This is a genomic window from Streptomyces sp. NPDC102283, assembly GCF_044766265.1.
Taxonomy (GTDB): domain Bacteria; phylum Actinomycetota; class Actinomycetes; order Streptomycetales; family Streptomycetaceae; genus Streptomyces.
The window spans coordinates 1-21344 of record NZ_JBIWLQ010000020.1 but is presented as its reverse complement, the minus strand read 5'-3'; the positions used below and the strand labels follow the sequence as shown (position 1 = coordinate 21344).

Annotated in this window: 17 protein-coding genes; 7 read left to right on the top strand and 10 right to left on the bottom strand. The window is 70.4% G+C overall.

The annotated features are described in order from the left end of the window. Positions 1-39: 39 nt before the first annotated feature. From ACIRJT_RS31160 to ACIRJT_RS31120, 9 genes are all read right to left on the bottom strand, one after another. A complete protein-coding gene (locus tag ACIRJT_RS31160) occupies positions 40-1374 on the bottom strand; it encodes an ABC transporter substrate-binding protein (protein ID WP_403915731.1) in 1335 nt (444 codons plus the stop codon). Further along, positions 1371-2975 (bottom strand): family 43 glycosylhydrolase, encoded by a 1605-nt coding sequence (locus ACIRJT_RS31155; protein ID WP_403915728.1) that lies wholly within the window; start codon positions 2973-2975, stop codon positions 1371-1373. The genes ACIRJT_RS31160 and ACIRJT_RS31155 overlap by 4 nt, the downstream gene beginning before the upstream one ends. Continuing rightward, the gene (locus tag ACIRJT_RS31150) at positions 2972-3826 is read right to left on the bottom strand and encodes a PmoA family protein (RefSeq protein WP_403915725.1); all 855 of its coding nucleotides are present in this window, start codon (positions 3824-3826) and stop codon (positions 2972-2974) included. Before ACIRJT_RS31150 ends, ACIRJT_RS31155 begins: the two co-directional genes overlap by 4 nt. Continuing rightward, entirely contained in the window at positions 3823-5028 is a 1206-nt protein-coding gene (locus ACIRJT_RS31145) for a Gfo/Idh/MocA family protein (RefSeq protein WP_403915723.1), read from the bottom strand. The genes ACIRJT_RS31150 and ACIRJT_RS31145 overlap by 4 nt, the downstream gene beginning before the upstream one ends. Then, complete coding sequence (locus tag ACIRJT_RS31140) at positions 5025-5936, bottom strand: carbohydrate ABC transporter permease (RefSeq protein ID WP_403915721.1); 912 nt, start codon at positions 5934-5936, stop codon at positions 5025-5027. The genes ACIRJT_RS31145 and ACIRJT_RS31140 overlap by 4 nt, the downstream gene beginning before the upstream one ends. Further along, positions 5933-6865, bottom strand: coding sequence for a carbohydrate ABC transporter permease (locus ACIRJT_RS31135; RefSeq protein WP_403915718.1), 933 nt, complete (start codon positions 6863-6865; stop codon positions 5933-5935). Before ACIRJT_RS31135 ends, ACIRJT_RS31140 begins: the two co-directional genes overlap by 4 nt. Before the next feature lie 217 nt (positions 6866-7082). Further along, positions 7083-8837, bottom strand: a complete 1755-nt coding sequence (araD, locus tag ACIRJT_RS31130; RefSeq protein WP_403915716.1) for an L-arabinonate dehydratase — start codon at positions 8835-8837, stop codon at positions 7083-7085. Beyond that, the gene (locus ACIRJT_RS31125) at positions 8834-9736 is read right to left on the bottom strand and encodes a dihydrodipicolinate synthase family protein (protein WP_403915713.1); all 903 of its coding nucleotides are present in this window, start codon (positions 9734-9736) and stop codon (positions 8834-8836) included. Before ACIRJT_RS31125 ends, araD begins: the two co-directional genes overlap by 4 nt. A 50-nt stretch (positions 9737-9786) precedes the next feature. Next, a complete protein-coding gene (locus ACIRJT_RS31120; protein WP_403915710.1) occupies positions 9787-10443 on the bottom strand; it encodes a GntR family transcriptional regulator in 657 nt (218 codons plus the stop codon). Positions 10444-10828: 385 nt separating this feature from the next. On the opposite strand from ACIRJT_RS31120, the gene ACIRJT_RS31115 reads away from it, so the two are divergent. The 7 genes from ACIRJT_RS31115 (at position 10829) to ACIRJT_RS31085 (ending at position 19779) form a co-directional block, all read left to right on the top strand. Beyond that, positions 10829-11503, top strand: coding sequence for a DUF3159 domain-containing protein (locus ACIRJT_RS31115; RefSeq protein ID WP_403915707.1), 675 nt, complete (start codon positions 10829-10831; stop codon positions 11501-11503). A gap of 45 nt (positions 11504-11548) precedes the next feature. Continuing rightward, positions 11549-12814 carry a peptide synthetase gene (locus ACIRJT_RS31110; protein WP_403915705.1) on the top strand — a complete coding sequence of 422 codons (1266 nt, stop codon included), beginning with the start codon at positions 11549-11551 and terminating at the stop codon, positions 12812-12814. Between the two features lie 98 nt (positions 12815-12912). After that, positions 12913-14487, top strand: coding sequence for an alpha/beta fold hydrolase (locus tag ACIRJT_RS31105; protein WP_403915703.1), 1575 nt, complete (start codon positions 12913-12915; stop codon positions 14485-14487). A gap of 265 nt (positions 14488-14752) precedes the next feature. After that, a complete protein-coding gene (locus ACIRJT_RS31100; protein WP_403915700.1) occupies positions 14753-15490 on the top strand; it encodes a MerR family transcriptional regulator in 738 nt (245 codons plus the stop codon). A gap of 102 nt (positions 15491-15592) precedes the next feature. Then, the gene (locus ACIRJT_RS31095) at positions 15593-17914 is read left to right on the top strand and encodes an MMPL family transporter (RefSeq protein WP_403915698.1); all 2322 of its coding nucleotides are present in this window, start codon (positions 15593-15595) and stop codon (positions 17912-17914) included. Between the two features lie 4 nt (positions 17915-17918). Continuing rightward, entirely contained in the window at positions 17919-19103 is a 1185-nt protein-coding gene (locus ACIRJT_RS31090; protein ID WP_403915695.1) for a sensor histidine kinase, read from the top strand. Between the two features lies 1 nt (position 19104). Beyond that, complete coding sequence (locus ACIRJT_RS31085) at positions 19105-19779, top strand: response regulator (protein ID WP_403915692.1); 675 nt, start codon at positions 19105-19107, stop codon at positions 19777-19779. A 248-nt stretch (positions 19780-20027) separates the two neighbouring features. Here the strand turns inward: ACIRJT_RS31085 and ACIRJT_RS31080 are convergent, their stop codons facing one another. Continuing rightward, entirely contained in the window at positions 20028-20957 is a 930-nt protein-coding gene (locus tag ACIRJT_RS31080) for an aminoglycoside phosphotransferase family protein (protein WP_403915690.1), read from the bottom strand. Positions 20958-21344 lie beyond the last annotated feature (387 nt).

Here is a 21344-nt window from a genome sequence, read left to right as displayed (position 1 = left end):
GCCCCCGTCATCGGGGGAGAAACAGAAGAGGATGCCGGATCAGCCGTTGCCGATCTCCTTCCACTCCTTGTGGGCGGCGTTCAGCTCCTCTGCCATCTCGTCCAGGAACGCCTTGGCCGTGATCTTGCCGAGCAGCAGTTTCTGGAACTTCGGCTCGTTGTCCGCCTTGCTGATGTTGTTCCAGTCCGGCAGGTAGTACGGCAGGTCGACGATCTTCGTGGAGCCGTCGGTCAGGGTCTTCGCGGCCAGCGCGGTCGACTCGGTCTCGTTGATCCACGGGTCCTTCGCCGCTTCGGTGTTGGCCGGGATGGCGCCCGCCGACTCGTTCCACTTGCTGTTGGACGCGTGGGAGGCCGCGAACTCGATGAACTTCCACGCCGCGGTCTTGTTCCGGCTCGACCGGAAGAGGCCGAGGCCGTCGACCGGGTTGGAGACCTGCACCCGGGTGCCGCTGTCCCCGATGGGTGAGGGTATGCCCGCGAACTTGTCCTCGCCGAGGGCCTTGAGGTGGTCCTGGTAGGAGCCGAGGTTGTGGCTCAGCATGCCGATCGTGCCGGTGTCCCACTGGGCCACCATCTTGGTGAAGTCGTTGTTGACGTCGGCCGCGGGCGTGGTCTTCTTGAAGAGCCCGGCGTACTTCTCCAGAGCCGCGACGTTCTTCGGGTCGTTGAGCGTCGTCCTGTCGCCGTCCCAGAACTCGGTGATGCCGGACTGTCCGTAGACGGCGTCCAGCGCCTGGGCGATGGAGCCGGCGCCGCCGCGGATCGTGTAGCCGAACCTGTTGTCCTTCGCGTCGGTCAGCTTCTCGGCCGCCGTGTAGAAGTTCGCCCAGGTGTCGGGAGCCTTCAGACCGGCCTGCCCGAACAGGTCGGTGCGGTACCAGAGCACGCCGTTGTTCGCGGAGGTCGGTACGGAGTAGACGTCGTCGCCCCGGCCGGCCGCGGCGCGGACGCTCTCGACCATGGACTCGACCAGCTTGCCCTTCAGCGCGGACGTCTCCAGCCGGTCGTTGACCGGCTCCAGGGCCTCCTGGGAGACCATGTTGGCCAGGTAGGCCGTGCCGACGCCGCCGACGTCGGGCAGCCCGCCGCCCGCGATCGCGGTGTCGTACTTCGACTGGACGTCGGCGATCGGGATCGGGACGTACTTGACCTTGATGTCAGGGTTCTGCTTCTCGAAATCCTTGATGATCTCGGTCCAGACGGCGGTGCGCGGACCGCCGTTGTTGTCCCAGAAGGTGATCTCGCCCTTGCCGCTGCCCTCAGTGCCGGAGCCGCTGCCGTCGTCGCCGCACGCGGTCGCCGTCAGCGCGAGCACCGCGGTGAGGGAGATCGCGGCCGTGGCACGCCCCCGCTGGGTCTTCGAGATGTTCATCGTCGGCTCTTTTCTGTCTGCTGGTGATGCGGGTGTGATGGATCGTGACGTGTGCACTTCTGCGGGGGGTTGGGGCCGGTGACGCGGAATGCGGTGAAGCGGGCCGTTCCGGCGGTTCCCGTCCCGGCCGGTGCGGTGGCGAAGAGCCCGAGGAGGGCCCCGACCCAGCGCCACGGGGTGGCGGCGAAGACCTGGCCCGAGGGCCGAAACCCGTCGCCGGTGTCGGCGAAGAAGCGGCAGCGGGCTCCCGCCGTGACCTCGACGCGCAGCCGGGCCCGTGCGTCGGGGGACGCGCGGGAGCCGGCCGCGTCCCGTTCGTGTGCGGCGACGCCCTCGGCGAAGCGGTGGACGAGCCGTGGTGTGCCGTCCTCCGCGATGGCGAGGCCGATCCAACTGAAGGCGTCGCCCATGACGGCGAGTCCGGCCTTGGCTCCCGGTTCGCCGCTGTCCAGGGCGAGATCCACGTCGACGGTGAACTCCTCGGCGGGCAGCCGCTGGACCAGGACGCCCGGCAGCAGCCGCAGGTCGTGCTCGTACGCGGTCCGTACGCAGGTGAGCCGTAGCCCGTCCCCGCTGTGCCGGGCGGCCCTGCCGGGGTGCGGGTTGGCCGTCCACTGCCACTGCGCACCCGGGCGGCCGCCGGGGAAGTCGTCGTCGACGGCGGGTGCCGCCACCGGCTGGGCGGGGGCGACGGGTTTGGTGTGCAGCGGGACGGGTTCGCCCTCGTCGCCGATGACGGGCCAGCCCTCGGCGTCCCAGCGCATCGGCTGGAGGTGGACGACCCGCCCGTACGCTCCCCGGGCCTGGAAGTGGAGAAACCAGTCCTCGCCCGCGGAGGTGTGCACCCAGCCGCCCTGATGGGGGCCGTTGACGTCGGTGCGGCCCTGGGCGAGGACGACGCGTTCCTCGTACGGGCCGAAGAAGTCCCGTGAACGGAACGCGCCCTGCCAGCCGGTCTCCACGCCGCCGGCCGGAGCGAAGATCCAGAAGTAGCCGTCGCGCCGGTAGAGCTTGGGGCCTTCGAGGGTGAACCAGCCCGGTATCCGGTCGGCGTCCACCAACGTCGCTCCGTCGTCGAGCAGTTCCCGGCCGTCGGGGCTCATCCGGTGGCCGGTGAGGCGGTTCTTGACGCCGGAGCGGGACCTGGCCCACGCGTGGACGAGATAGGTCTCGCCGGTCTCCTCGTCCCACAGCGGGCAGGCGTCGATGAACCCCTTGCCCGCCTTCAGCAGATGCGGGGGGCTCCAAGGCCCCTCGACACGATCCGCGTTGATCTGCTGGATACCGTGGTCGGGGTCGCCCCAGAAGATCCAGAAGCGTCCTTCGTGGTGGCGCAGCGAGGGCGCCCAGACCCCGCGGTCGTGGCGGGGAGCGGCGAAGTCGTCGGCCGGTTCGAGACGGTCCAGCGCGTGCCCGACGGTGGTCCAGTTGACCAGGTCGCGGGAGTGCAGGAGCGGCAGCCCGGGGGACCGGCCGAAGCTGGACGCGGTGAGGTAGTAGTCGTCACCGACGCGGACGACGTCCGGGTCGGACCAGTCGGCGTTCAGGACCGGGTTGCGGTACGTCCCGTCACCCAGGTCGGAGGTCCAGGGCCGGCTCACCGGGCCACCGCCTCGCGGGCGTACCGCGCGGCGGTCTCCCGGTCCGTCCTGCCGTCCACGACGACGGTGATGATCCGACGTACGACCGACGCCCCGGCGGGTACGGGCAGCCGCTCGTGCGCCGCGAGGCTGGAGCCGACGCCCGGGTACTCGGAGGTCCTCACGAACCACGGATCGCGCCGGGTCTCCCCGGTCGCCCCCACGAACACGAGCGTCCAGCCGTCCCCGGAGAGCGCCAGCCAGTCGGCGGTGCGGCCGTGGACCTCGCTCTCGCCCTCGTGCGCGGCGCTGAACACGGTGGGCGGTGCGGCCTCCTTGGGGGCGCGCCAGAAGAAGCCGCCGTACCCGGCGCCCGGACGGCCGTTGGTCGCGGGGCTGCCGATGGAGAGGTCCGTGTCCCCGGCGTTGGTGAGCACGAAGGAGAAGTCCAGCTCCCAGGCGGTGCCGGAGATCCGGGTGGCCGACAGGGTGCGGTGTTCCCGCAGGAGTTCGACGCCGGCCGCTTCCCAGCCGAGCTCCTGCGTGAAGCCGTTCGGGCTCCGGTGCGGCCGGGCGAGATGGCGCTGGACGCCGTGGTTGTCGAGTGCGGTGGGTCCCCGACCCCGTACGAAGGTGCGCCCGCCCCAGAAGTTGTACCCGGCCACATCGGGGACGGCGACGGAGACACCCAGGTGGTGGAGGTGGTCGGCGGGGCTCTCCTCGGTGACGGTGACCCCGCCGAGGGTGGTGACGGGGTGGAGGCGCGGGCGGCCGTCCGACCCTGGCGCGTAGCCGTAGTGGGCGACGGTGTCGGCGCCGCAGGCAAGGGTGGCCGGGAGGTCGGGGAACGGGTCCGTGGCGTGCTGCTTCATGAGGCGGCCGCCTCGCCCACCCGGGCCCAGGGGGCGCCCAGTTCGGAGAAGAGGCGGAGGGACTCGGCCCCGGCGTCGACCAGGGAGTCGATGCCCGGCACGACCCGACGCGCCCCGCCGTCCGGTCCGTCGTGCCGGGTCTCCCAGGCGAGGTCGGGCAGCGGGGCGGGTTCGGGGGCGTTGCGTACGGCCTCGACCACGCGCATGAACGCCCCCGCGGACGCGGGCGGAACCAGCAGCGGTGTGCCGTGCTCCAGGTGGTCGAGGAGGTTCTCCAGGAGATCGGTCCGCCCGTGGACGGTCTCCTCGGGGCCCCGCCCGGCGCGCTGCACCAGGACGCGGTCCTGCTTGTACCAGAAGGTGATCCGGCCCTTCTCGCCGTGCACGATGACGTACGGCTCCCCGGGGCGTTCGGCGCACAGGGTGACGGCGACGGTGACGCGCGGCCCGGCAGCCGTGGTGACGCGTACGCTGCTGGTGTCGTCCGCCTCGATGGCGTGCGCCCGGAACAGCTCCGTCTCGATGGAGGTGACCTCGTCGGCCCGGCCGCGGCAGGCCAGTTCGAGTGCGGTGGCCACGGCGTGCGCCAGGGGGTTGGTGAGGACGCCGTCGACCACGTCGGTGGTGCCGATCCTGCGCCGCCCGGCCCAGGGCGCCCGCCGGAAGTAGGCGTCGTCGCGGACCCACGCGCCGGCGGCCCCGAAGCCGGTGACGGTCCCGATGGAACCGGTGGCCACCAGCTCGCGGATGGCGGGCAGGGCGTGCGACCCGAAGGACTGGAACCCCACCTGGCAGGCGATGCCCGCGCGTTCGACGCCTTCGGCCATCCGCGCGTAGTCGGCCCAGCCGGCGGCGGGCGGCTTCTCCAGCAGCAGGTGGACGCCCCGGGCGGCAGCGGTGAGAGCCAGCTCGGTGTGGGTCTGGATCGGGGTGCAGATGATGGCCGCCCGTGCTCCGGTGACGTCCAGGAGCGCCCCGAAGTCGGCGGACTGCTCGGGCGACTCGGCGGCGCCGAAACCGGAGGCGGCGAGTTCAGCGGCGGTCAGCGGCTCCAGCTCGCAGATCCCGGCCAGCCTGACCCGGCCCTGGTGCTGGAGTCGGCGCACATTGGCGAGGTGCCACCGGCCGTGTCCCCGGGCGCCCGCCAGGACGACGGGCACGGGGGCGGCCGGGTTCGTGGCGGGGACGGTCACTTTCCTCATCCCTTCACCGCGCCGGCGCTGAAGCCCGTGATGAGCCACTTCTGGATGAAGGCGAAGACGATCACCACGGGGACGGCCGCGATGACGCCGCCCGCCGCGAGCGCGCCCAGGTCGACGCTGTCCGCGCCGATCAGCGTGTTGAGACCGACCGGGATCGTCTGCTTGTCCTGCTCGCTCAGGAACATCAGGGCGAAGAGGAAGTGGTTCCAGCTGTGCACGAACGCGAACGAGCCGACGGCGATCAGCCCGGGACGCAGGAGCGGCAGGACGACGGTGCGGAAGGCCGTGAAGCGCGAGCAGCCGTCGACCCAGGCGGCCTCCTCCAGGGAGACGGGGACGTTCTTGATGAAGCCGCTGATCAGGATGATCGACAGCGGAAGCTGGAACACCGTCTCCGCGATGACGACGCTCCCCAGCGAGTTGATCATCTGGAGGTTCCGGAAGATCTCGAAGAGCGGTACGAGCATCAGGGCGCCCGGGATGAACTGCGAGCAGAGCAGCGCGAGCATGAACGCGCCCTTGATTTTGAAGTCGAACCGGGCCAGGGCGTAGCCGCCGGCCAGAGCGACCAGGGTCGTGGCGACGAGCGTCGCGACGCCGACGATCATGCTGTTCTGGAAGAAGACGGCGAAGCTCCGCTCGTTCCAGACCTTGGAGAAGTGCGCTCCGGTCATCGGCCAGGGCACCAGCGACGTGGAACCGGCGGGCCGTACGGCGAAGAGCAGCATCCAGTAGAACGGGATGAGCGTGAAGAGCAGGTAGAGACCGAGCGGCAGATAGATCTGCCAGCGCGGCACGTCGTCGAAAGCGCGCTCCCGCCCTGGGCGGCGGCGCGGGGCGGACGGAGGGGAGCCGGGGGCGGAGGACCGCCGAGCGGTTCCGTTCTTCTCGGTGAGCACGGCGGTCACGTGCGGTCGCCTCCGAACTTGCTCAGGCGCAGATAGACGATCGAACAGAAGAGGAGGATCACGAAGGCGACGGTGGTGAGCGCGGAGGCGTACCCGAAGTCGTGGCCCTCGATACCGGTATTGGCCACGTAGAGCGGCAGGGTGGTGGTCTCACCGGCGGGCCCGCCGCCGGTGAGGGTGTAGAGCAGGTCGACGTTGTTGAACTCCCAGACGCCGCGCAGCAGGGTGGCGAGGATGATCGCGTCCCGCAGGTGGGGCAGCGTGATGTGGAAGAACTGCCGCAGCCGGCCCGCGCCGTCGACCGACGCCGCCTCGTACAACTCCTTCGAGACGGACTGGAGGTCGGCGAGGATGAGAATCGCGAAGAAGGGGACGCCGCGCCAGAGTTCGGTGACGGTGGCCGCCCAGAAGACGGTTCCGGTGTCCGAGAGCACCGACGTGCCGTACTCGCCGATCCCGGCGTCCGCGAGGTAGCGGCTGAAGCCCGTCGAGGAGTTGTAGAGCAGGATCCAGATCGTGCTGGTCAGCACACCGGAGACGGCCCAGGGGGAGAACACCATGGCCCGGGAGATGCCGCGGCCGATGAACGTCTGGTTGACGATCAGGGCGAGCGCCAGGCCAAGGAGCAGCTGGAGCGTGACCTGGGTGAAGACCCACTGGGCGCTGAACCCGAGCGTCGGCCAGAACTGGTCGTCCTCGGTGAAGACGCGCCGGAAGTTGTCGAGCCCGGCGAAGCCGTTCCGCCACGGCTTGGTGACGTTGTAGTTCTGCAGGCTGTAGTAGAAGACGCTGAGCACCGGGTAGGCGATGAAGCCCAGCATCAGGAGGCCCGCCGGCGCGATCAGCAGATACGGCAGGCGGCGGGGGCTCGCCCGGCGGCGCCGGGTCTCTTTGGGCGGCGGTGTGGCCACGGCTACGGTTGGGGCCATGACGCGTCTCCGATCTCTGGGAGGTGCTGGATGCGCTGGACGTTCGGGCCTGCTGGCCGTTGGTTGTGAAAGCGCTTGCTGCGAAGAGCTGGAGCGACCCGGGGGAGCGGTGCAAAAGGACGTTCGCAGGCTCCGCCCGGGTACGGTCACGGAGCCCGCGTAGGGTCGCGGGACCCGGGTGCGTTCACGGGGCCCGCGTGCGTTCATGGGACCCGGTTCATCCCGCGTACGGGTCGGGCACTTCTCCCTCCCGGGCCAGGAACGCGAAGTCGCATCCGGTGTCGGCCTGGGTGATCTGGTCCTGGTACAGCGCCCCGTAGCCCCGTCCGTAGCGGGCGGGTGGCGGGGACCAGGCGGCCCTGCGCCGCTGGAGTTCCTCGTCGTCGACGTCGAGCCGCAGGAGCCGGGCCTCGACGTCCAGGGTGATGAGGTCGCCGGTGCGGACGAGGGCGAGCGGCCCGCCGACGAAGGACTCGGGCGCGATGTGCAGGACACACGCCCCGTAACTGGTGCCGCTCATCCGCGCGTCGGAGATCCGCACCATGTCCCGCACACCTTGCTTCAACAGGTAGTCGGGGATCGGCAGCATGCCGTACTCGGGCATGCCGGGGCCGCCCTGGGGCCCGGCGTTGCGCAGCACGAGCACATGGTCCGGAGTGAGTTCCAGGGCCGGGTCGTTGATTGTGCGCTGGAGCTCCCGGTAGTCGTCGAAGACGACGGCGGGCCCGGTGTGGCGCAGCAGGCGCGGCTCGGCGGCGATGTGCTTGATGACGGCCCCGTCCGGGCAGAGGTTGCCACGCAGCACCGCCACCCCGCCTTCCCCGGCCAGTGGGTCGGAGCGTTCGCGGATGACGTCGGCGTTGTGGACGGGGGCACCGTCGAGCTGCTCGCGCAGAGTGGTGTGTGCGACCGTGGGCCGGTCCAGGTGCAGTACGTCGGTGAGCCGCCCCAGAAAGCCGGGCAGACCACCGGCGAAGTGGAAGTCCTCCATCAAGTACCGCCCGCCGGGCCGGAGGTCGGCGAGGACGGGCACCGTACGGGCGATCCGGTCGAAGTCGTCCAGGGTGAGCTTCACGCCGGACCGGCCCGCCATCGCGATCAGGTGGATCACGGCGTTGGTGGAGCCGCCGAGCGCGAGAACGGTGGCGACGGCGTCCTCGTACGCCTCCGGCGTCAGGATCTGCGACAACGTCACCTGTCGCATGACGAGGTCGACGATCCGCAGCCCCGAAGCCGCGGCCATCCGCTCGTGCCCCGAGTCGACCGCCGGTATGGACGAGGCGCCCGGCAGGGTGACCCCCAGCACCTCGGCGGCGGCCGTCAGGGTGGAGGCGGTGCCCATCGTCATGCAGTGGCCGGGGGAGCGGGCCAGACCGTTCTCCAGCTCGGCCATCTCGCAGTCGCCGATGGTCCCGGCCCGCCGCTCGTCCCAGTACCTCCACATGTCCGTGCCGGAGCCGAGGACCTCGTTGCGCCAGTGCCCGGGCAGCATCGGCCCGGCGGGCACGAAGACGGTCGGCAGGTTCACGGAGGCGGCGCCCATCAGCAGCGCGGGCGTCGACTTGTCGCAGCCGCCCAGCAGCACGGCCCCGTCGACGGGGTAGGAACGCAGCAGCTCCTCGGTCTCCATCGCCAGCAGGTTGCGATAGAGCATCGGGGTCGGCTTCTGGAAGGTCTCCGACAGGGTGGAGACCGGGAATTCCAGCGGGAACCCGCCCGCCTGCCACACCCCCCGCTTGACCGCCTGTGTCCGTTCGCGCAGGTGGCTGTGGCAGGGGTTGATGTCGGACCAGGTGTTGAGCACCGCGATGACCGGCTTGCCGAGGTGCTCCTCGGGGAGGTAGCCGAGCTGACGGGTGCGGGCCCGATGGCTGAAGGACCGCAGCCCGTCCGTGCCGAACCACCGGTGGCTGCGCAGCTCCTCGGGCGCGATACGGCCGGTTCCCGGGCCCCGGGTGGACGCGCCGGTCACAGGGACCACTCGGCTGTCAGCCCGGCGACCTCGGCGCGGCGGCCCTCGGGCAGGACCCGGCTCGGAGCGCGTACCTCACGGCGGCAGAGCCCCAGCGCGGACAGGGCCTCCTTCACGACGGTGACGTTGTCGGCGGACTGCTCCTCGGCGCGGAGCTCCTCGAAGCGGCGGATACGCTCCCAGACCTTCATCGCCGCCACGTAGTCCCCGGCCCGCAGCGCCTCCAGCATGTCGAGGGAGACGGCCGGGGCGACGTTGACCAGACCGGAGGTGAAGCCGGTGGCGCCGGTGGCGAAGTAGGAGGGGGCGTACAGCTCCGCGAGGCCGGCGATCCAGACGAACCGCTCCAGGCCGGCGTCCCGGGCGAAGGCGCCGAAGCGGGCCGCGTCGGGGACCGCGTACTTCACGCCCACGACGTTGGGGCAGGCGTCGGCGAGTTCGGCGAGCCGCTCGCCGGCCAGCCGCGGGCTGCGGATGTAGGGGACGACGCCGAGCTGCGGCACGGCCTCGGCGATCGACCGGTGGTAGTCGACCCATCCCTCCTGCGCGATGTACGGATGGACCGGCTGATGCACCATCACCATCGCCGCACCGGCCTCGGCGGCGTGCTCGGCGGCGGCCACCGCGGTCGGCACGTCGTGACCGACGCCCACCAGGACGGTGGCGCGCCCCGCGGCCTCCTCGACGGTCAGCTCGGTGACCAGACGCCGCTCGTCCGGGGTGAGGGCGTAGAACTCCCCGGTGTTGCCGTTCGGGGTGACGACGCGGATGCCGCCGTCGAGCAGCCTGCGCGTCAGGGCGCGGTAGGTCGCGGTGTCGATGCTTCCGTCCTCGGCGAACGGTGTCACCGGGATCGCCACGACGTCTGCGAGGGCCGCCTTCAGCGGAGAGTGGTCCATGCGGACTGGCCTTTCGTCGAGGTGCTGGTGGAGCGTGTCCAGCGGGCGGTTCACGCGGCGCCGCCCCCGTCTTCGTCGTCGGGGAAGGCGCGGCGTACGAACGACGCGATGTGGTGGTGCAGAGCCCCGGCGGCGGCTTCCGCGTCCTCGGCGAGGGCGAGCCGCAGGATCTCTCGGTGCTCGGCCGCCTCGCGCTCCCAGGAGGGGACGGCCGACCAGGCCACGGTCGACACGAGCGCCGCCTGGTCGCGAACCTCGTCGAGCATCCGGGAGAGCAGCGGGTTGCCGCACGGCAGGTAAAGGGCCCGGTGGAAGTCCCTGTTGGCCAGCGACCTGTCTGCTGTGTCGGCCGCCGAGTCGGCCCGTTCCAGGGCCTCTTGGGCCTCCTCCAGCGAGGCGCCCCGGGTGATGGAGCGGCGCAGCGCCTCCGGTTCCAGCAGGAGGCGGACGTCGTACACCTCCCGGGCCATGGTCGCGTCGACGAGGCGTACGGTGACGCCCTTGTACTGGCTCATCACCACGAGCCCCGTGCCCGCGAGCGTCTTGAGCGCCTCGCGTACCGGAGTCTTCGACACCCCGAACTGCGCGGCGAGTTCGGTCTCCACCAGCGCCTGTCCCGGTCTCAACTGCGCGGTGAGGATGGCGTGCTTGATGGCCTCCAGCACGTACTGGGTCCGGGACGGGATCGGGGCAGGGGCGAAGGTCATGGGTGACGGGCTCTCACATCTCGCGTATCGCGTCTCATATATGACGTACGAAGTACGACGCGATGAAGCTAGAGCCACGTGGAATGTTTCGTCAACGCTTCCGACCGAAGAACTTCTGCGGCCCGAGCGTCACTTGACGACTGCGGTGCGCGTGCCGCCCGCCCGGGCGGGCCCCATCGGTGGGGCAGGGCTCCGCCGTGCGACGCGCGCGACCTCCCCTTTGTCGAACTGTGCCGTAACGTCACGGGTTTCGCCTGGAATCGACGAGGTAAACGCCCTTTGATACCCAAGCCCTGGCGTCGGTCGACGGAAACGGGACGACCTGGGGAAAGGGATTGCATTCGATTTCAGGGCGGTCCTGGAACCGACTACCCAGGAGAACTTCATGACTTTTCTGGACGGTGACCGCAGCGCTCCTCAGGAGTCCGCCGCACCCTTGGCATCCGCGCCGGGTCCTGATCCGAAACCGACCGTGCTCGAATCCATGGGAGGCCCGGCGGGATTCGTCTACTCCACCATTCCGGTCGTCGTCTTCGTGGTGGGAAACTCCCTGGGCACCACAGCGGTGGCCATCTCCGTGGCCATGGCCACCGGCGTGGTGCTCACCGTGGTGCGCCTCCTGCGAGGCGAGCGCTTCGCCTCGGCGGTCGGCGGGCTCGCCGGTGTGGCGTTCGCCGCGGGCATCGTCGCGCTGACCGGCTCGGCCAAGGACTTCTTCCTGCTCGGGATCTGGGCGGCCCTCGCCGGATTCATCGCCGCTCTCGGCTCGCTCCTGATCCGTAGGCCGCTGACCGGTGCCGCCTGGAACCTCCTCCACGGCGGCGAGCACGCCTGGCGGGAGGACCCGGTGGTGCTGCGGGCGCACGACATCGCCACCCTGGCCGCGGCGATCGTGTTCGGCGGCCGATTCGTCGTCAAGCAGTGGCTCTACGTCCACGACTTCACCGGCTGGCTGGCGTTCGCGAAGGTCGCCATGGGCACCCCACTGACGATTGTGGCCGCGCTTGTCGCCGCCTGGGCTTTCCGGCGGAGCAGTAAACGGCTGATCCGTGAGCCCTGACCAGCCCGAGCACACACGACGACATCATTCGGAAAGGGCGGGGAAGTGACGACCAGTATCAGCCGGGGAACGGCATTGCGCGCGCTCGGCGCATTCGAGAAGACCATCGATCTCTATATGCACAGAAATCCTGTCCAGTTCTCCCTGGTGGCCCGCATCGACCGGCAGGTATCGGCGGTGACGCTGGCCCGGGCGCTGGCGCGCCTCCAGGAGCGGCATCCCCTGCTCGCGGCCTCGGTCGACCGCAGCGCGGTGGAAACCCTGTACCGCTCGGTGGAGGGCGCCGTCGACGTCACGACCCGTGCCGCGGGCACCCCGTGGCAGGCGGTCGTGGCCACCGAACAGACCTGCCCCATTCCGCCGGAACCGGGCCCCCTGCTACGAGCTGTCCTGATCCCCGGAGACGCGGACTGCTCCGTCGTGCTGACCTTCGCCCACCAGATCACCGACGGAGTCGGCGGCCTACGGGTGCTGCTGGAGCTGATCGAGGCTCTCGACGGCGGCGAACGCGAGAGGGCCGACGGTGTACCGCGGGCCCAGGAGGACCTCCTCGCCGGCCTCGACGTCCGGACGGACATCGGCGACGCCGCGGCTCCCGCGGTCTCACCGGCCGAGGACGAGCGTATGAGCGCACCCGGAGAGCTCGTCCCGTTCTCCGCGCCGCTGCCGCACGTGTCCGCCCTTGCCCTGGACCGCGAACTGACCACGAGGCTCGTCGGCCGTTGCCGGACGGAGGGCACGTCGGTGCACGCGGCTCTCTGCTCCGCCGCCTCCACGGTGTTCCACCGGCGGGGCCGCGACTTCGTGCGGGTGCTGAGTCCGGTCGACCTGCGCCGCGCGGCCGGCCTGCCCGACGATGTCGCCAACCGCTTCGCCGGGGCTCGGACGGCGAGTGAGGCGACGCAGGCCGACGACTTCTGGGACCTCGCCCGGCGGCACCACGCGTCGCTCGCGAGGCAACGCGCACCGCAGGCGCTCCGGGCAGGTTCCGCGGCTCTCTCCGAGAGCCCACCGGAGACCCCCGAGGACGCCGAGGCGATGATGGTCGCGGTCACAGCGGCCGACATCCAGATCACCAACCTCGGTGCGGCGGAAGCGTATGGATCGGTCCCGTCGTCCGTCACGGCTCTCTGGGGCCCCGCGCAGATCACCCAGGTGCGAGGGGAGCACGTCCTCGGTGTCGTCAGCATCGGCGGGCGCCTGCGGATGACCGAACTGACCCACGACCCCGTGGCCGGCCTGCTCCCGGAGATGACCGCTGTTCTCGCCCGTGCCTGCGCGGCCTCGGACCGGGACGACGGCCCCTCGTGACGGTTCCCGCCCGCGCGGCGGGCCCGACGGGAGCAGGCCCGCCGCACACGGCCCCACGCCCTGCCCCATCCCCCATACAGCCCCCACGAGGAGCGACGTTGTCCCACCTGCCGACCCGACTGCGTCCGATGACGATCGCGGTGGCCGTGCCGCTGCTGCTTCTCGTCGGAGCCTGCAGCCCGAGCACGTCCGACGCCTCGCAGTCGGCGAAAGCCTCGACGAAAGCACCCGGTGAGCTGGACCGCTTCTACGACCAGAACCTCGCATTCGGCTCGTGCAAGGGGTACGGCACCACTCCGGCGGACGAAAAGGCCTTCGCGGATCCCCGTCTCCAGTGCGCCCGGCTGGATGTGCCGCTGGACTACAGCGAACCCGCCGGCAGGACGGGGCAGATCGCGGTGCTCCGGGTTCCCGCACGGAGCAAGTCGAAGGGGCCCCTGCTCCTCAACTCGGGCGGCCCCGGCGGCACCGGCCAGAACTTCGCGGCGCAGACCGGCACGGCTCTGGCGAAGAGCCCCGTGACCGAGAGCTTCGACCTCGTGGGATTCGACCCCCGTGGCGTCGGAGCGTCCGAACCGGCGATCAGCTGCTTCGGCAAGGAGGACTATCTCGCCGGTGACGTACGGACCGAACTCGTCCTGACGGCCGGTCGCTTCACCGAGGAGGACACCGAGCGACTCGTCGCAAAATGCGCGCGGGGCTCCGGAGGCGAACAGAACCTGGGCAGCGTCAGCACCCGCGACACAGTCCGCGACATGGACCTCCTGCGCTCCGCCCTCGGCGGGAAGAAGCTGAACTTCCTGGGCCAGAGCTACGGAACCCGCATCGGAGCGCTGTACGCCGAGCGGTACCCGGGCAACGTACGCGGCATGGTCCTCGACGGCGCCGTCGATCCCCACCTCGGGAGCGAGCGGCGACTGTCCCAGTACATCGGCTTCCAACGCTCCTTCGACAAGATGGCCGGGGCTTGCGCCGCCGGCAAGGACTGCCCCCTGGGCGCCGATCCCGGGCAAGCGACCGAGAAGTTCCAGAAGATCGCCCGCCCGCTGCTCGACAAGCCGCTCACCTACGGGCAGGGGATGCGGTTCACGTACAACGACCTCATGGACGCCGTGATCTCCGGCCTCTACTACCAAGCTGTCTGGCCGAAGATCACCAAGGGCATCGCCGAGGTGCGGTCGGGCAACCCCGAACAACTCCTGGCCATCTCCGCCGCCTTCAGCGGGCGCGGCCCCGATGGGAGCGGCAGCAACTTCGACGTGGCCAACTACGCCATCACCTGCATGGACGAGGCACGCATGACCCCCGAGCAAGCGGTCGAGATGCGGGGCAGGATCTACAGGTCGGCGCCGTTCGTCGACCCCGGCACCGGTACCGAAGGAGCCAGGGACACCTGCGAGTTCTGGCCGGCCGAGCCGAAGACCACGTACCCCTTCCCCGACCGCGTCGACGGCTTGCCCGCCACGCTGACGATCTCGATCACCGGTGACCCGAGCACCCCGCACCAGGCGGGCGTCAACCTGGCCGAGACCCTCGACGGCAGCCTGCTCACCGTGAAGGGGGAGCAGCACACCATCGCCGCGTCAGGGGCCAACGCCTGCGTCAACAAGGCCGTGGCCGACTATCTCATCCACCTGCGAACCCCGTCCGAAAGCACCACCTGCGTGCTCTGAACTCCCCACCGGGGCCCGCCGACGAGCGTCCGCGCCCGTTCCGTGTCCTTCTTCCCCGGCCGAACAGCGGGGGAAGAAGGACACCGCGGTTGAGGTGGGAGGGACACCCTGCGCTTCCCGGCGCGACGTGCCCGTACGCTGCCGGGGGCCAGGTGCGCCCCATCCCGCACCCCCGCACTTGACCATGCCGCTGCGGCATGGTTTCCACTGGACCCCTTCGGCGCGACCGCGCCGACACCACCGGCTGCCGAGGGAGAGACCCATCATGGCGTGGAGCACCCGCGAGATCGCGGAGCTCGCCGGCACCAGCCTGAGGACGGTGCGGCACTACCACGACATCGGGCTGCTCGACGAGCCGGAGCGGCGCTCCAACGGCTACAAACAGTACGGCGTCACCCACCTCGTCCGGCTGTTGCGGGTCAAACGCCTCACGGCCCTCGGATTCTCCCTGGCCCAGATCGCCGCCCTGCGCGACCACGAGCACCCCCGGGACGCTCTGCAGACCCTCGACGCCGAACTGGCCGCCACCATCGAACGCCTCCAACAGGCCCGCGTGGAGGTCGCGGCACTGCTGAAGAAGACCGCGGCCACCGATCTGCCACTCCGGTTCGCGGAGGCGGACGACCCCGCAGAACTGCCCGACCCGGACCGCTCGTTCGTCACCGTCCTGGGCACGATCCTCGGCCCGAGCGGCATGGACGCCTACGCGGACATGCTGCGCCAGGACCCCGACGCGGTCGCCCTGGAACTCGACGACCTCCCTGCCGACGCCGACGAACCGAAGCGCCAAGACCTCGCGGAACGCCTCGTGCCCTATGTCCGCGCACTGCATGTGAAACACCCCGGACTGGGCGATCTCTCCTCGGACGCCCCCCGCGGCCCGGAGCACACCGAGCAGACCATCGGCAGAGCGATCACCGACCTCTACAACCCAGCCCAGGTCGACGTGATGCGCCGCCTCAGGACTCTTCTCGCGCAGCCGGAGGCAAACACGGCCGTCTGACCCGGCGGCCCCCGGCGGCTCCTTTGTCCACCGGTCGGTGGACAACAGGTTCAGTCGGCAGGACGTGTCGGGCGCCGCACCCCTGCGGCCAGGATTTCCGCCATGAGACACCTACCTGTACGTATGGCCCGATGGAGCGCCCGGCACGCCGGGCGGGCGATCGCCGGCTGGTTCGCGTTCGTCGCCCTGTGGCTCGCGGCCGGCATCGCGCTGGGCACCAACGAGGCCACCACCAAGGACTTCTGGGTCGGCGAGGCGGGACGCGCCGAGGCGACGGCGACCGAGGGCGGCCTGGAGCGTTCCCCCACCGAGCGGATCACGATCCGGGCCAGGTCGGGGGAGCTGGACATGGCAGCGGCCGGTGCGGCGGCCCGCGACGTGACCGTGCGGATGCGGGAGCTGCCCGAAGTGGAGAGCGTGGCCGCTCCCGTCCGCTCGAAGGACGGCGAGGTCCTGCTGGTCTCGGTGGTCCTGAACGGACCCGAACTGGAGGGCAAGAAGAACGTCGTACCGCTCCTGGAGCAGACGGCGGCGGTGGGCGCCGACCACCCGGACCTGGTGGTGGAGGAGACCGGATCCCCCGCCATCAGCAAGGGCGTCAACGACCAGCGCGATGAGGATCTCGCGCTCTCCGAACGCATCAGCCTGCCCGTCACCGTCATCACCCTGCTGATCGTGTTCGGCTCGGTGATCATGGCAGGTGTGCCGCTGCTGCTGGCACTCTCCTCGATCGCCGCGGCGATCGGACTGTCCATGGTCGCCTCGCACGTCATGCCCGACGCGGGGGTCGGGACGAACCTCATCCTCCTCATCGGTCTGGCGGTCGGCGTCGACTACACGCTCTTCTACCTGAAGCGGGAACGGGAGGAACGGGCGCGCGCCGACGGGCGGCTCGGCCCGGAAGCCCTCGTGGAACTGGCGGCGGCGACAGCGGGCCGGGCCATCGCGATCTCGGGTCTTGCCGTGATCGTCTCCACGGCCACCCTGTATCTGGCCACGGACGTCATCTTCTCCTCACTGGCGACCGGGACCATCCTCGTCGTGGCCGTCGCCGTGGTCAGCTCGCTCAGCGTGCTCCCCGCGCTGCTGGTCGTCATCGGCCGCCGCACCGACCGGCTCGCTCCCCGCAGGGCCGCCCGCCGGGCCGCGCGCGGCAAGCCGGCCCGGGCCGGGAAGCCGGAGACGGGGCGGGTGTTCGCCGCTCTGCTGCGCCCGGCCCGGACCCGTCCCGCTCTCACCCTGTGCCTGTCGGTCCTCGTCATGCTGGGTCTGGCCGTGCCCGCGCTGGGTCTGAAACTGATCGACCCGGGAAAGGACACCTTCTCCCGCGACATCCCGGCCATGCGGGTCTACGACCGGTTGACCGAGAGCTTCCCCGAACTCCTCGTCACCCACGAGGTCGTCACCCGCTCCACGCCGGAGCAGGCGGCACAGGTGAAGCAGGCCCTGGAGGATCTCGGCCGACGAGTCCAGGCGGACCCTCTCTTCGCCCAGGCCCCGGAGAACCCGGAGAGCCCAAAGACCGTGGAGGACGCGGAGGAGGAGGTGGAGGACGCGAGAGACCTGACGAACCCGGGGGCGGGCCCGAAATCCCCGGAGAACGTCCACCCGACGGTCCGCACGTCGGCCGACGGCCGGATCAGCGTGCTGGCGCTCTCGGTCCCCCATCCCGCGCCCTCCGCCGAGGCGATCGCGTCGCTCACCCACCTCCGCCAGGACCACATCCCCGCGACCGTCGGCCGACTGCCCGGCGTGGAGACGACGGTGAGCGGTGACGTCGCGCGGGGCCGCGACTACGTGGGTCACGAGAGCGACAAACTGCCGCTGGTCCTCGGCTTCCTGCTGCTGATGACCTTCCTGATGACCGTGTGGGCGTTCCGCTCGGTGGTGATCGGCGCGATCGGAGTCGTACTGAACCTGCTCTCCGCCGGCGCCTCGCTCGGCATGCTGGTCCTGGTCTTCCAGGGGACGTGGGCGGAGGAACTGCTGGCCTTCGACTCCCTCGGGGCGATCGCGTCCAGGGTTCCGTTGTTCCTCGTGGTGATCCTCTTCGGCCTGTCGATGGACTACCAGGTGTTCGTGGTCAGCCGGATCCAGGAAGCCAGACAGAACGGCATGTCCGCCCGCGAGGCGGTCCTGGAGGGCATCAACCGGTCGGCCAAGGTGGTGACCAGCGCGGCGATCGTCATGGTGACGGTGTTCGGCGCGTTCGTGGCCCTGCACCTCACCGAGATGAAGCAGATGGGATTCTGCCTGGCCGTGGCCGTCCTGCTGGACGCCGTGGTCATCCGGCTCATGGTCCTGCCGTCGGTGCTGTTGCTCCTCGGTGAGCGTGCCTGGTGGCCGGCCCGGAGTCCCGGCCGTGCCGGGCGGGTCCGGCGGTCGCAGGAACCCGCCGCCGGGCCCCTGGCGGAAGTAGGCTGACGCGGTGAATCAACGGCCGCAGCCCGACACCGCGTTGACCGTACCCTCGCTGCACCGGTGGAACGCCGTCTTCTGGGTGCTGCTGGGCCTGGTCCCGCCGGCCCTCGCGGTCGCCGACGCACCCGGGACGACGCGCCTGCCGGTGCTGGGGCTGCTGGCCGTGCTCGCCCTGTCGTACGGCGCGGTGGGACTGTTCCCCGGCAACCCCGCCCTGCGCCCCCGCCCCTACCTGTACGTCCTCGTCGTCGGCCTCGGAGCCATGTCGTACCTGCTCGACGGCGGTGCGGCGCTCTTCGTGGTGACACTGCCGCACTTCTGGATCTACAGCGCGAGCGCGCGTGCCGCGATCGCCCTGAGCGGTCTCGCCGCTGCGGGCGTCGTGGCCGGCAACGTCGTACGGCAGGGCTGGGACGGGGAGTTCTTCACCGGCAACGTGATCTTCACGCTCATCGGGTACGCGGCAGGCGTGCTCATAGGGTTGGGGGTGCGCCACATCACCGAGGACGCCGACGAGCGGGCCCGTCGACTGAGCGCCGAACTGGAGGAAGCAAGGCTCCGGCTCATCGAAGCACACCACCGCCAGGGGGCGGCGGACGAGCGCGAACGTCTCGCGCGGGAGATCCACGACACGCTCGCCCAGGGATTCGCGTCCATCATCGTGCTGGCGGAGGCTGCAAGATCCGGTCTGGCGACCGACCCGGGCAGGAGCGGGAAGCACCTGCTCGCGATCGAGAACACCGCGCGCGAGAACCTCGCCGAGGCGCGCGTCCTCGTCGGCTCCGCCCCGGCGAGCGGTGTCGCCGCAGGCTCGGTGGCGGACACCCTGCGACGGACCCTGGACCGGTTCGCCGAGGACACCGGGACCGGCGTCACCTTCGAACTGCCGGACGTCACCTGCGACCAGCAGACCCGCATCGCTCTTCTGCGCTGCACCCAGGAGTCCCTCGCCAACATCCGCAAGCACGCGGAGGCCTCCACGGTGGAGGTGGTCCTCACCGCGCAGCCGTACGGGATCGAGCTGGAGATCACCGACGACGGCCGGGGCTTCGTGACCGAGGACTCGCACGGATTCGGGCTGCACGGAATGCGCAAGCGCCTGGACGAGCTCGGCGGCGAGCTCACCGTCACCAGTTCGGTCGGCGACGGTACACGCGTCCTGGCCATGATTCCCACCGACAGGCAGGGCTGAGATGACACACGGGCCGACAGCGCAGAAGAAGCTCCGGATCCTCGTGGCGGACGACCACACGGTGATGCGTGCCGGGATCGTCGCCCTGCTGGCGGACGAACCCAGCATCGAGATCGTCGGCGAGGCCGAGGACGGCCGGGCGGCCGTCGGTCTGGCGGAACGGCTGGAGCCCGACGTGGTGCTGATGGATCTGCGGATGCCCGTCCTCGACGGGACGAGCGCCACCGCTGAGATCGTTGCCGGGCCCGCCCGGACCCGGGTGCTGATCCTGACCACGTACGAGAGCGACGCGGAGATCGAACGCGCCGTCGAGGCAGGCGCCATCGGCTACCTGCTGAAGGACGCCACCCGCGAGCAGTTGGTGGATGCCGTCCACTCCGCGTCCCGGGGTGAGACCGTGCTGGCTCCCCGCGTCGCGGCGCGGCTGGTGGCCCGGATGCGCAGGCCCGAGCCGGTGGCGCTGACGAGACGGGAGGTGGATGTGCTGGGCGCGGTGGCGGACGGACTGTCCAACGTGGAGATCGGCCGCCGACTGGTCATCGCGGAGGCGACGGTGAAGACGCACCTGCTGAGGGTCTTCGCCAAACTCGACGTCGGCGACCGGACGCACGCCGTGGTCAGGGCACTCGAACTCGGGCTGCTGGACGGGCCCCGGGGGGCAGCGGAAGGCGGTTGACGTCGTTTCCGGACCGGCGCCCGGCAGGCGGGTAGTGGGCCTATGCGTGTGATGGCACAGGTGGCCGCCCTTCATGGGGTGGATGGGGCGTCGCTGGTGAGTGTGGCCGTTTTGTGATGGTGCTCTTGAGGCAGTCCGCGTTGAGCGGTAGGTGGTTCCGCATCATCTGCCTGCCTGCCTGCCTGCCTGCCTGCCTGCCCGACGACGGGTCCCCTCCTTCGGGAGTGTCGCGCTCGGTGGTGAAGTGTTCAGCGGCGGGGCAGTGCCTCGGCCACAGCGGTCTGTGAGTGGCCAATGGTGGTCCGCCCGTCCTCGATGTCCCACAGCGTGTTCTGCAGCAGCCGGGCCAGGGTCCAGCCGACCGCGCGTTGACGGTCCAGCCCGAGCGCTTCGGTCAGCAGGTCGAAGCGGCGTCGCACCGTCCGGCGAGCGTCCCCGGTGGCCTGGAGCTTTTCCCAGCCGGTGTCCAGCGCGGGCCACAGGTCGAAGCCCGGTTCGCCGACGAGGGGTTCGGGGTCGATGGCCAGCCACGGCTCGCGCTCGGCGGCGAGCACGTTGTCGTAGTGCAGGTCCCAGTGCAGCATCCGGTCGCCGGGTTCGCCGGCCAACTCGGTGACCGCTGATGCCCAGCCGTGCAGTCTCCGCTGGTCCTCGGGGTCCGGTAGGGCGGCGACGGCCGTCGGCACGGACGCCAGCATGTCGCGCGCGATGTCACCGAGGCCGCGCAGGCCCTCGGGGGCCGGGACGGAGTGCAGCCGGGCCAGGAGTCCGGCCAAGGTGTTCATGGCCACGTCGTCGTCCTCGACGGAAGCCAGGGTGCGTGAACCGTCCAGGCGTTCCAGCAACATGGCGCTGCTCTCGGGGTCGTGGTCGAGCAGCCGCACGATGCCCTTGCCGTTCCACGCCCGCAGCCCGATCAGCGCGGCGGTCGTCTCGTCGCGGGGCATCTGGAGTTTGAGCGCGGCGAGGGCACCGTCCTCGCCTCTGCGGCGCACCGGCACTACCAATGACGCTTCGCCGGACCTGGTGCCGCCATCGCGCTCCAGTTCCCATCGGTCGAGCAGCTCTGCCACCAATGCGGGCAGTTGCGCGATCCAGGTGCGTTGTTCTTCGTTCCCGTTGCTCGTGTACGACGCGACCAGGGCGTCAGGGACTTCGAGGTCCTGCGGCGAACTCATGAGGAGGTGTCCTTGGGAGAAGTGGGCCTACCACCGCGACGTCAGCTTGTGACGGCCTTCTGCGGCGGCTGCTTCGGGGTGTGGGTTCGCTGAAGGTGCCTTCGCGGAGCGCTGAAGTTGAACGCTTCGGCTTCGGCTTCGGCTTCGGCTTCGGCGTCGTGCGTGTGCATCCACGTTATACAGACCTGTCGCCCGTACGCTCTCGGGCCTTGCGCCGGACGGCGAGGTGGCCGGACCTTCATCAGCATCTCCGCCGACACCCTCCGGGCCCGGAGAGTGTCGGTCGTCCTGCGGGGTGGTGGTTGTTTTCGGCCATTGGTGTGGGTTGTGTTCTAAACCATACATCCGTTTTGTTAGCGTGTTTGTTCTGTGTTGGTTGGTTGGTGG

What these genes read in the sequence shown, in the direction of transcription:
- ACIRJT_RS31160 (WP_403915731.1), bottom strand. Translation starts at nt 1,374, where the DNA reads ATGAACATCTCGAAGACCCAGCGGGGGCGTGCCACGGCCGCGATCTCC.
- ACIRJT_RS31150 (WP_403915725.1), bottom strand. Translation starts at nt 3,826, where the DNA reads ATGAAGCAGCACGCCACGGACCCGTTCCCCGACCTCCCGGCCACCCTT.
- ACIRJT_RS31145 (WP_403915723.1), bottom strand. Translation starts at nt 5,028, where the DNA reads ATGAGGAAAGTGACCGTCCCCGCCACGAACCCGGCCGCCCCCGTGCCC.
- ACIRJT_RS31135 (WP_403915718.1), bottom strand. Translation starts at nt 6,865, where the DNA reads ATGGCCCCAACCGTAGCCGTGGCCACACCGCCGCCCAAAGAGACCCGG.
- ACIRJT_RS31125 (WP_403915713.1), bottom strand. Translation starts at nt 9,736, where the DNA reads ATGGACCACTCTCCGCTGAAGGCGGCCCTCGCAGACGTCGTGGCGATC.
- ACIRJT_RS31120 (WP_403915710.1), bottom strand. Translation starts at nt 10,443, where the DNA reads ATGACCTTCGCCCCTGCCCCGATCCCGTCCCGGACCCAGTACGTGCTG.
- ACIRJT_RS31115 (WP_403915707.1), top strand. Translation starts at nt 10,829, where the DNA reads ATGACTTTTCTGGACGGTGACCGCAGCGCTCCTCAGGAGTCCGCCGCA.
- ACIRJT_RS31100 (WP_403915700.1), top strand. Translation starts at nt 14,753, where the DNA reads ATGGCGTGGAGCACCCGCGAGATCGCGGAGCTCGCCGGCACCAGCCTG.
- ACIRJT_RS31095 (WP_403915698.1), top strand. Translation starts at nt 15,593, where the DNA reads ATGAGACACCTACCTGTACGTATGGCCCGATGGAGCGCCCGGCACGCC.
- ACIRJT_RS31085 (WP_403915692.1), top strand. Translation starts at nt 19,105, where the DNA reads ATGACACACGGGCCGACAGCGCAGAAGAAGCTCCGGATCCTCGTGGCG.
- ACIRJT_RS31080 (WP_403915690.1), bottom strand. Translation starts at nt 20,957, where the DNA reads ATGAGTTCGCCGCAGGACCTCGAAGTCCCTGACGCCCTGGTCGCGTCG.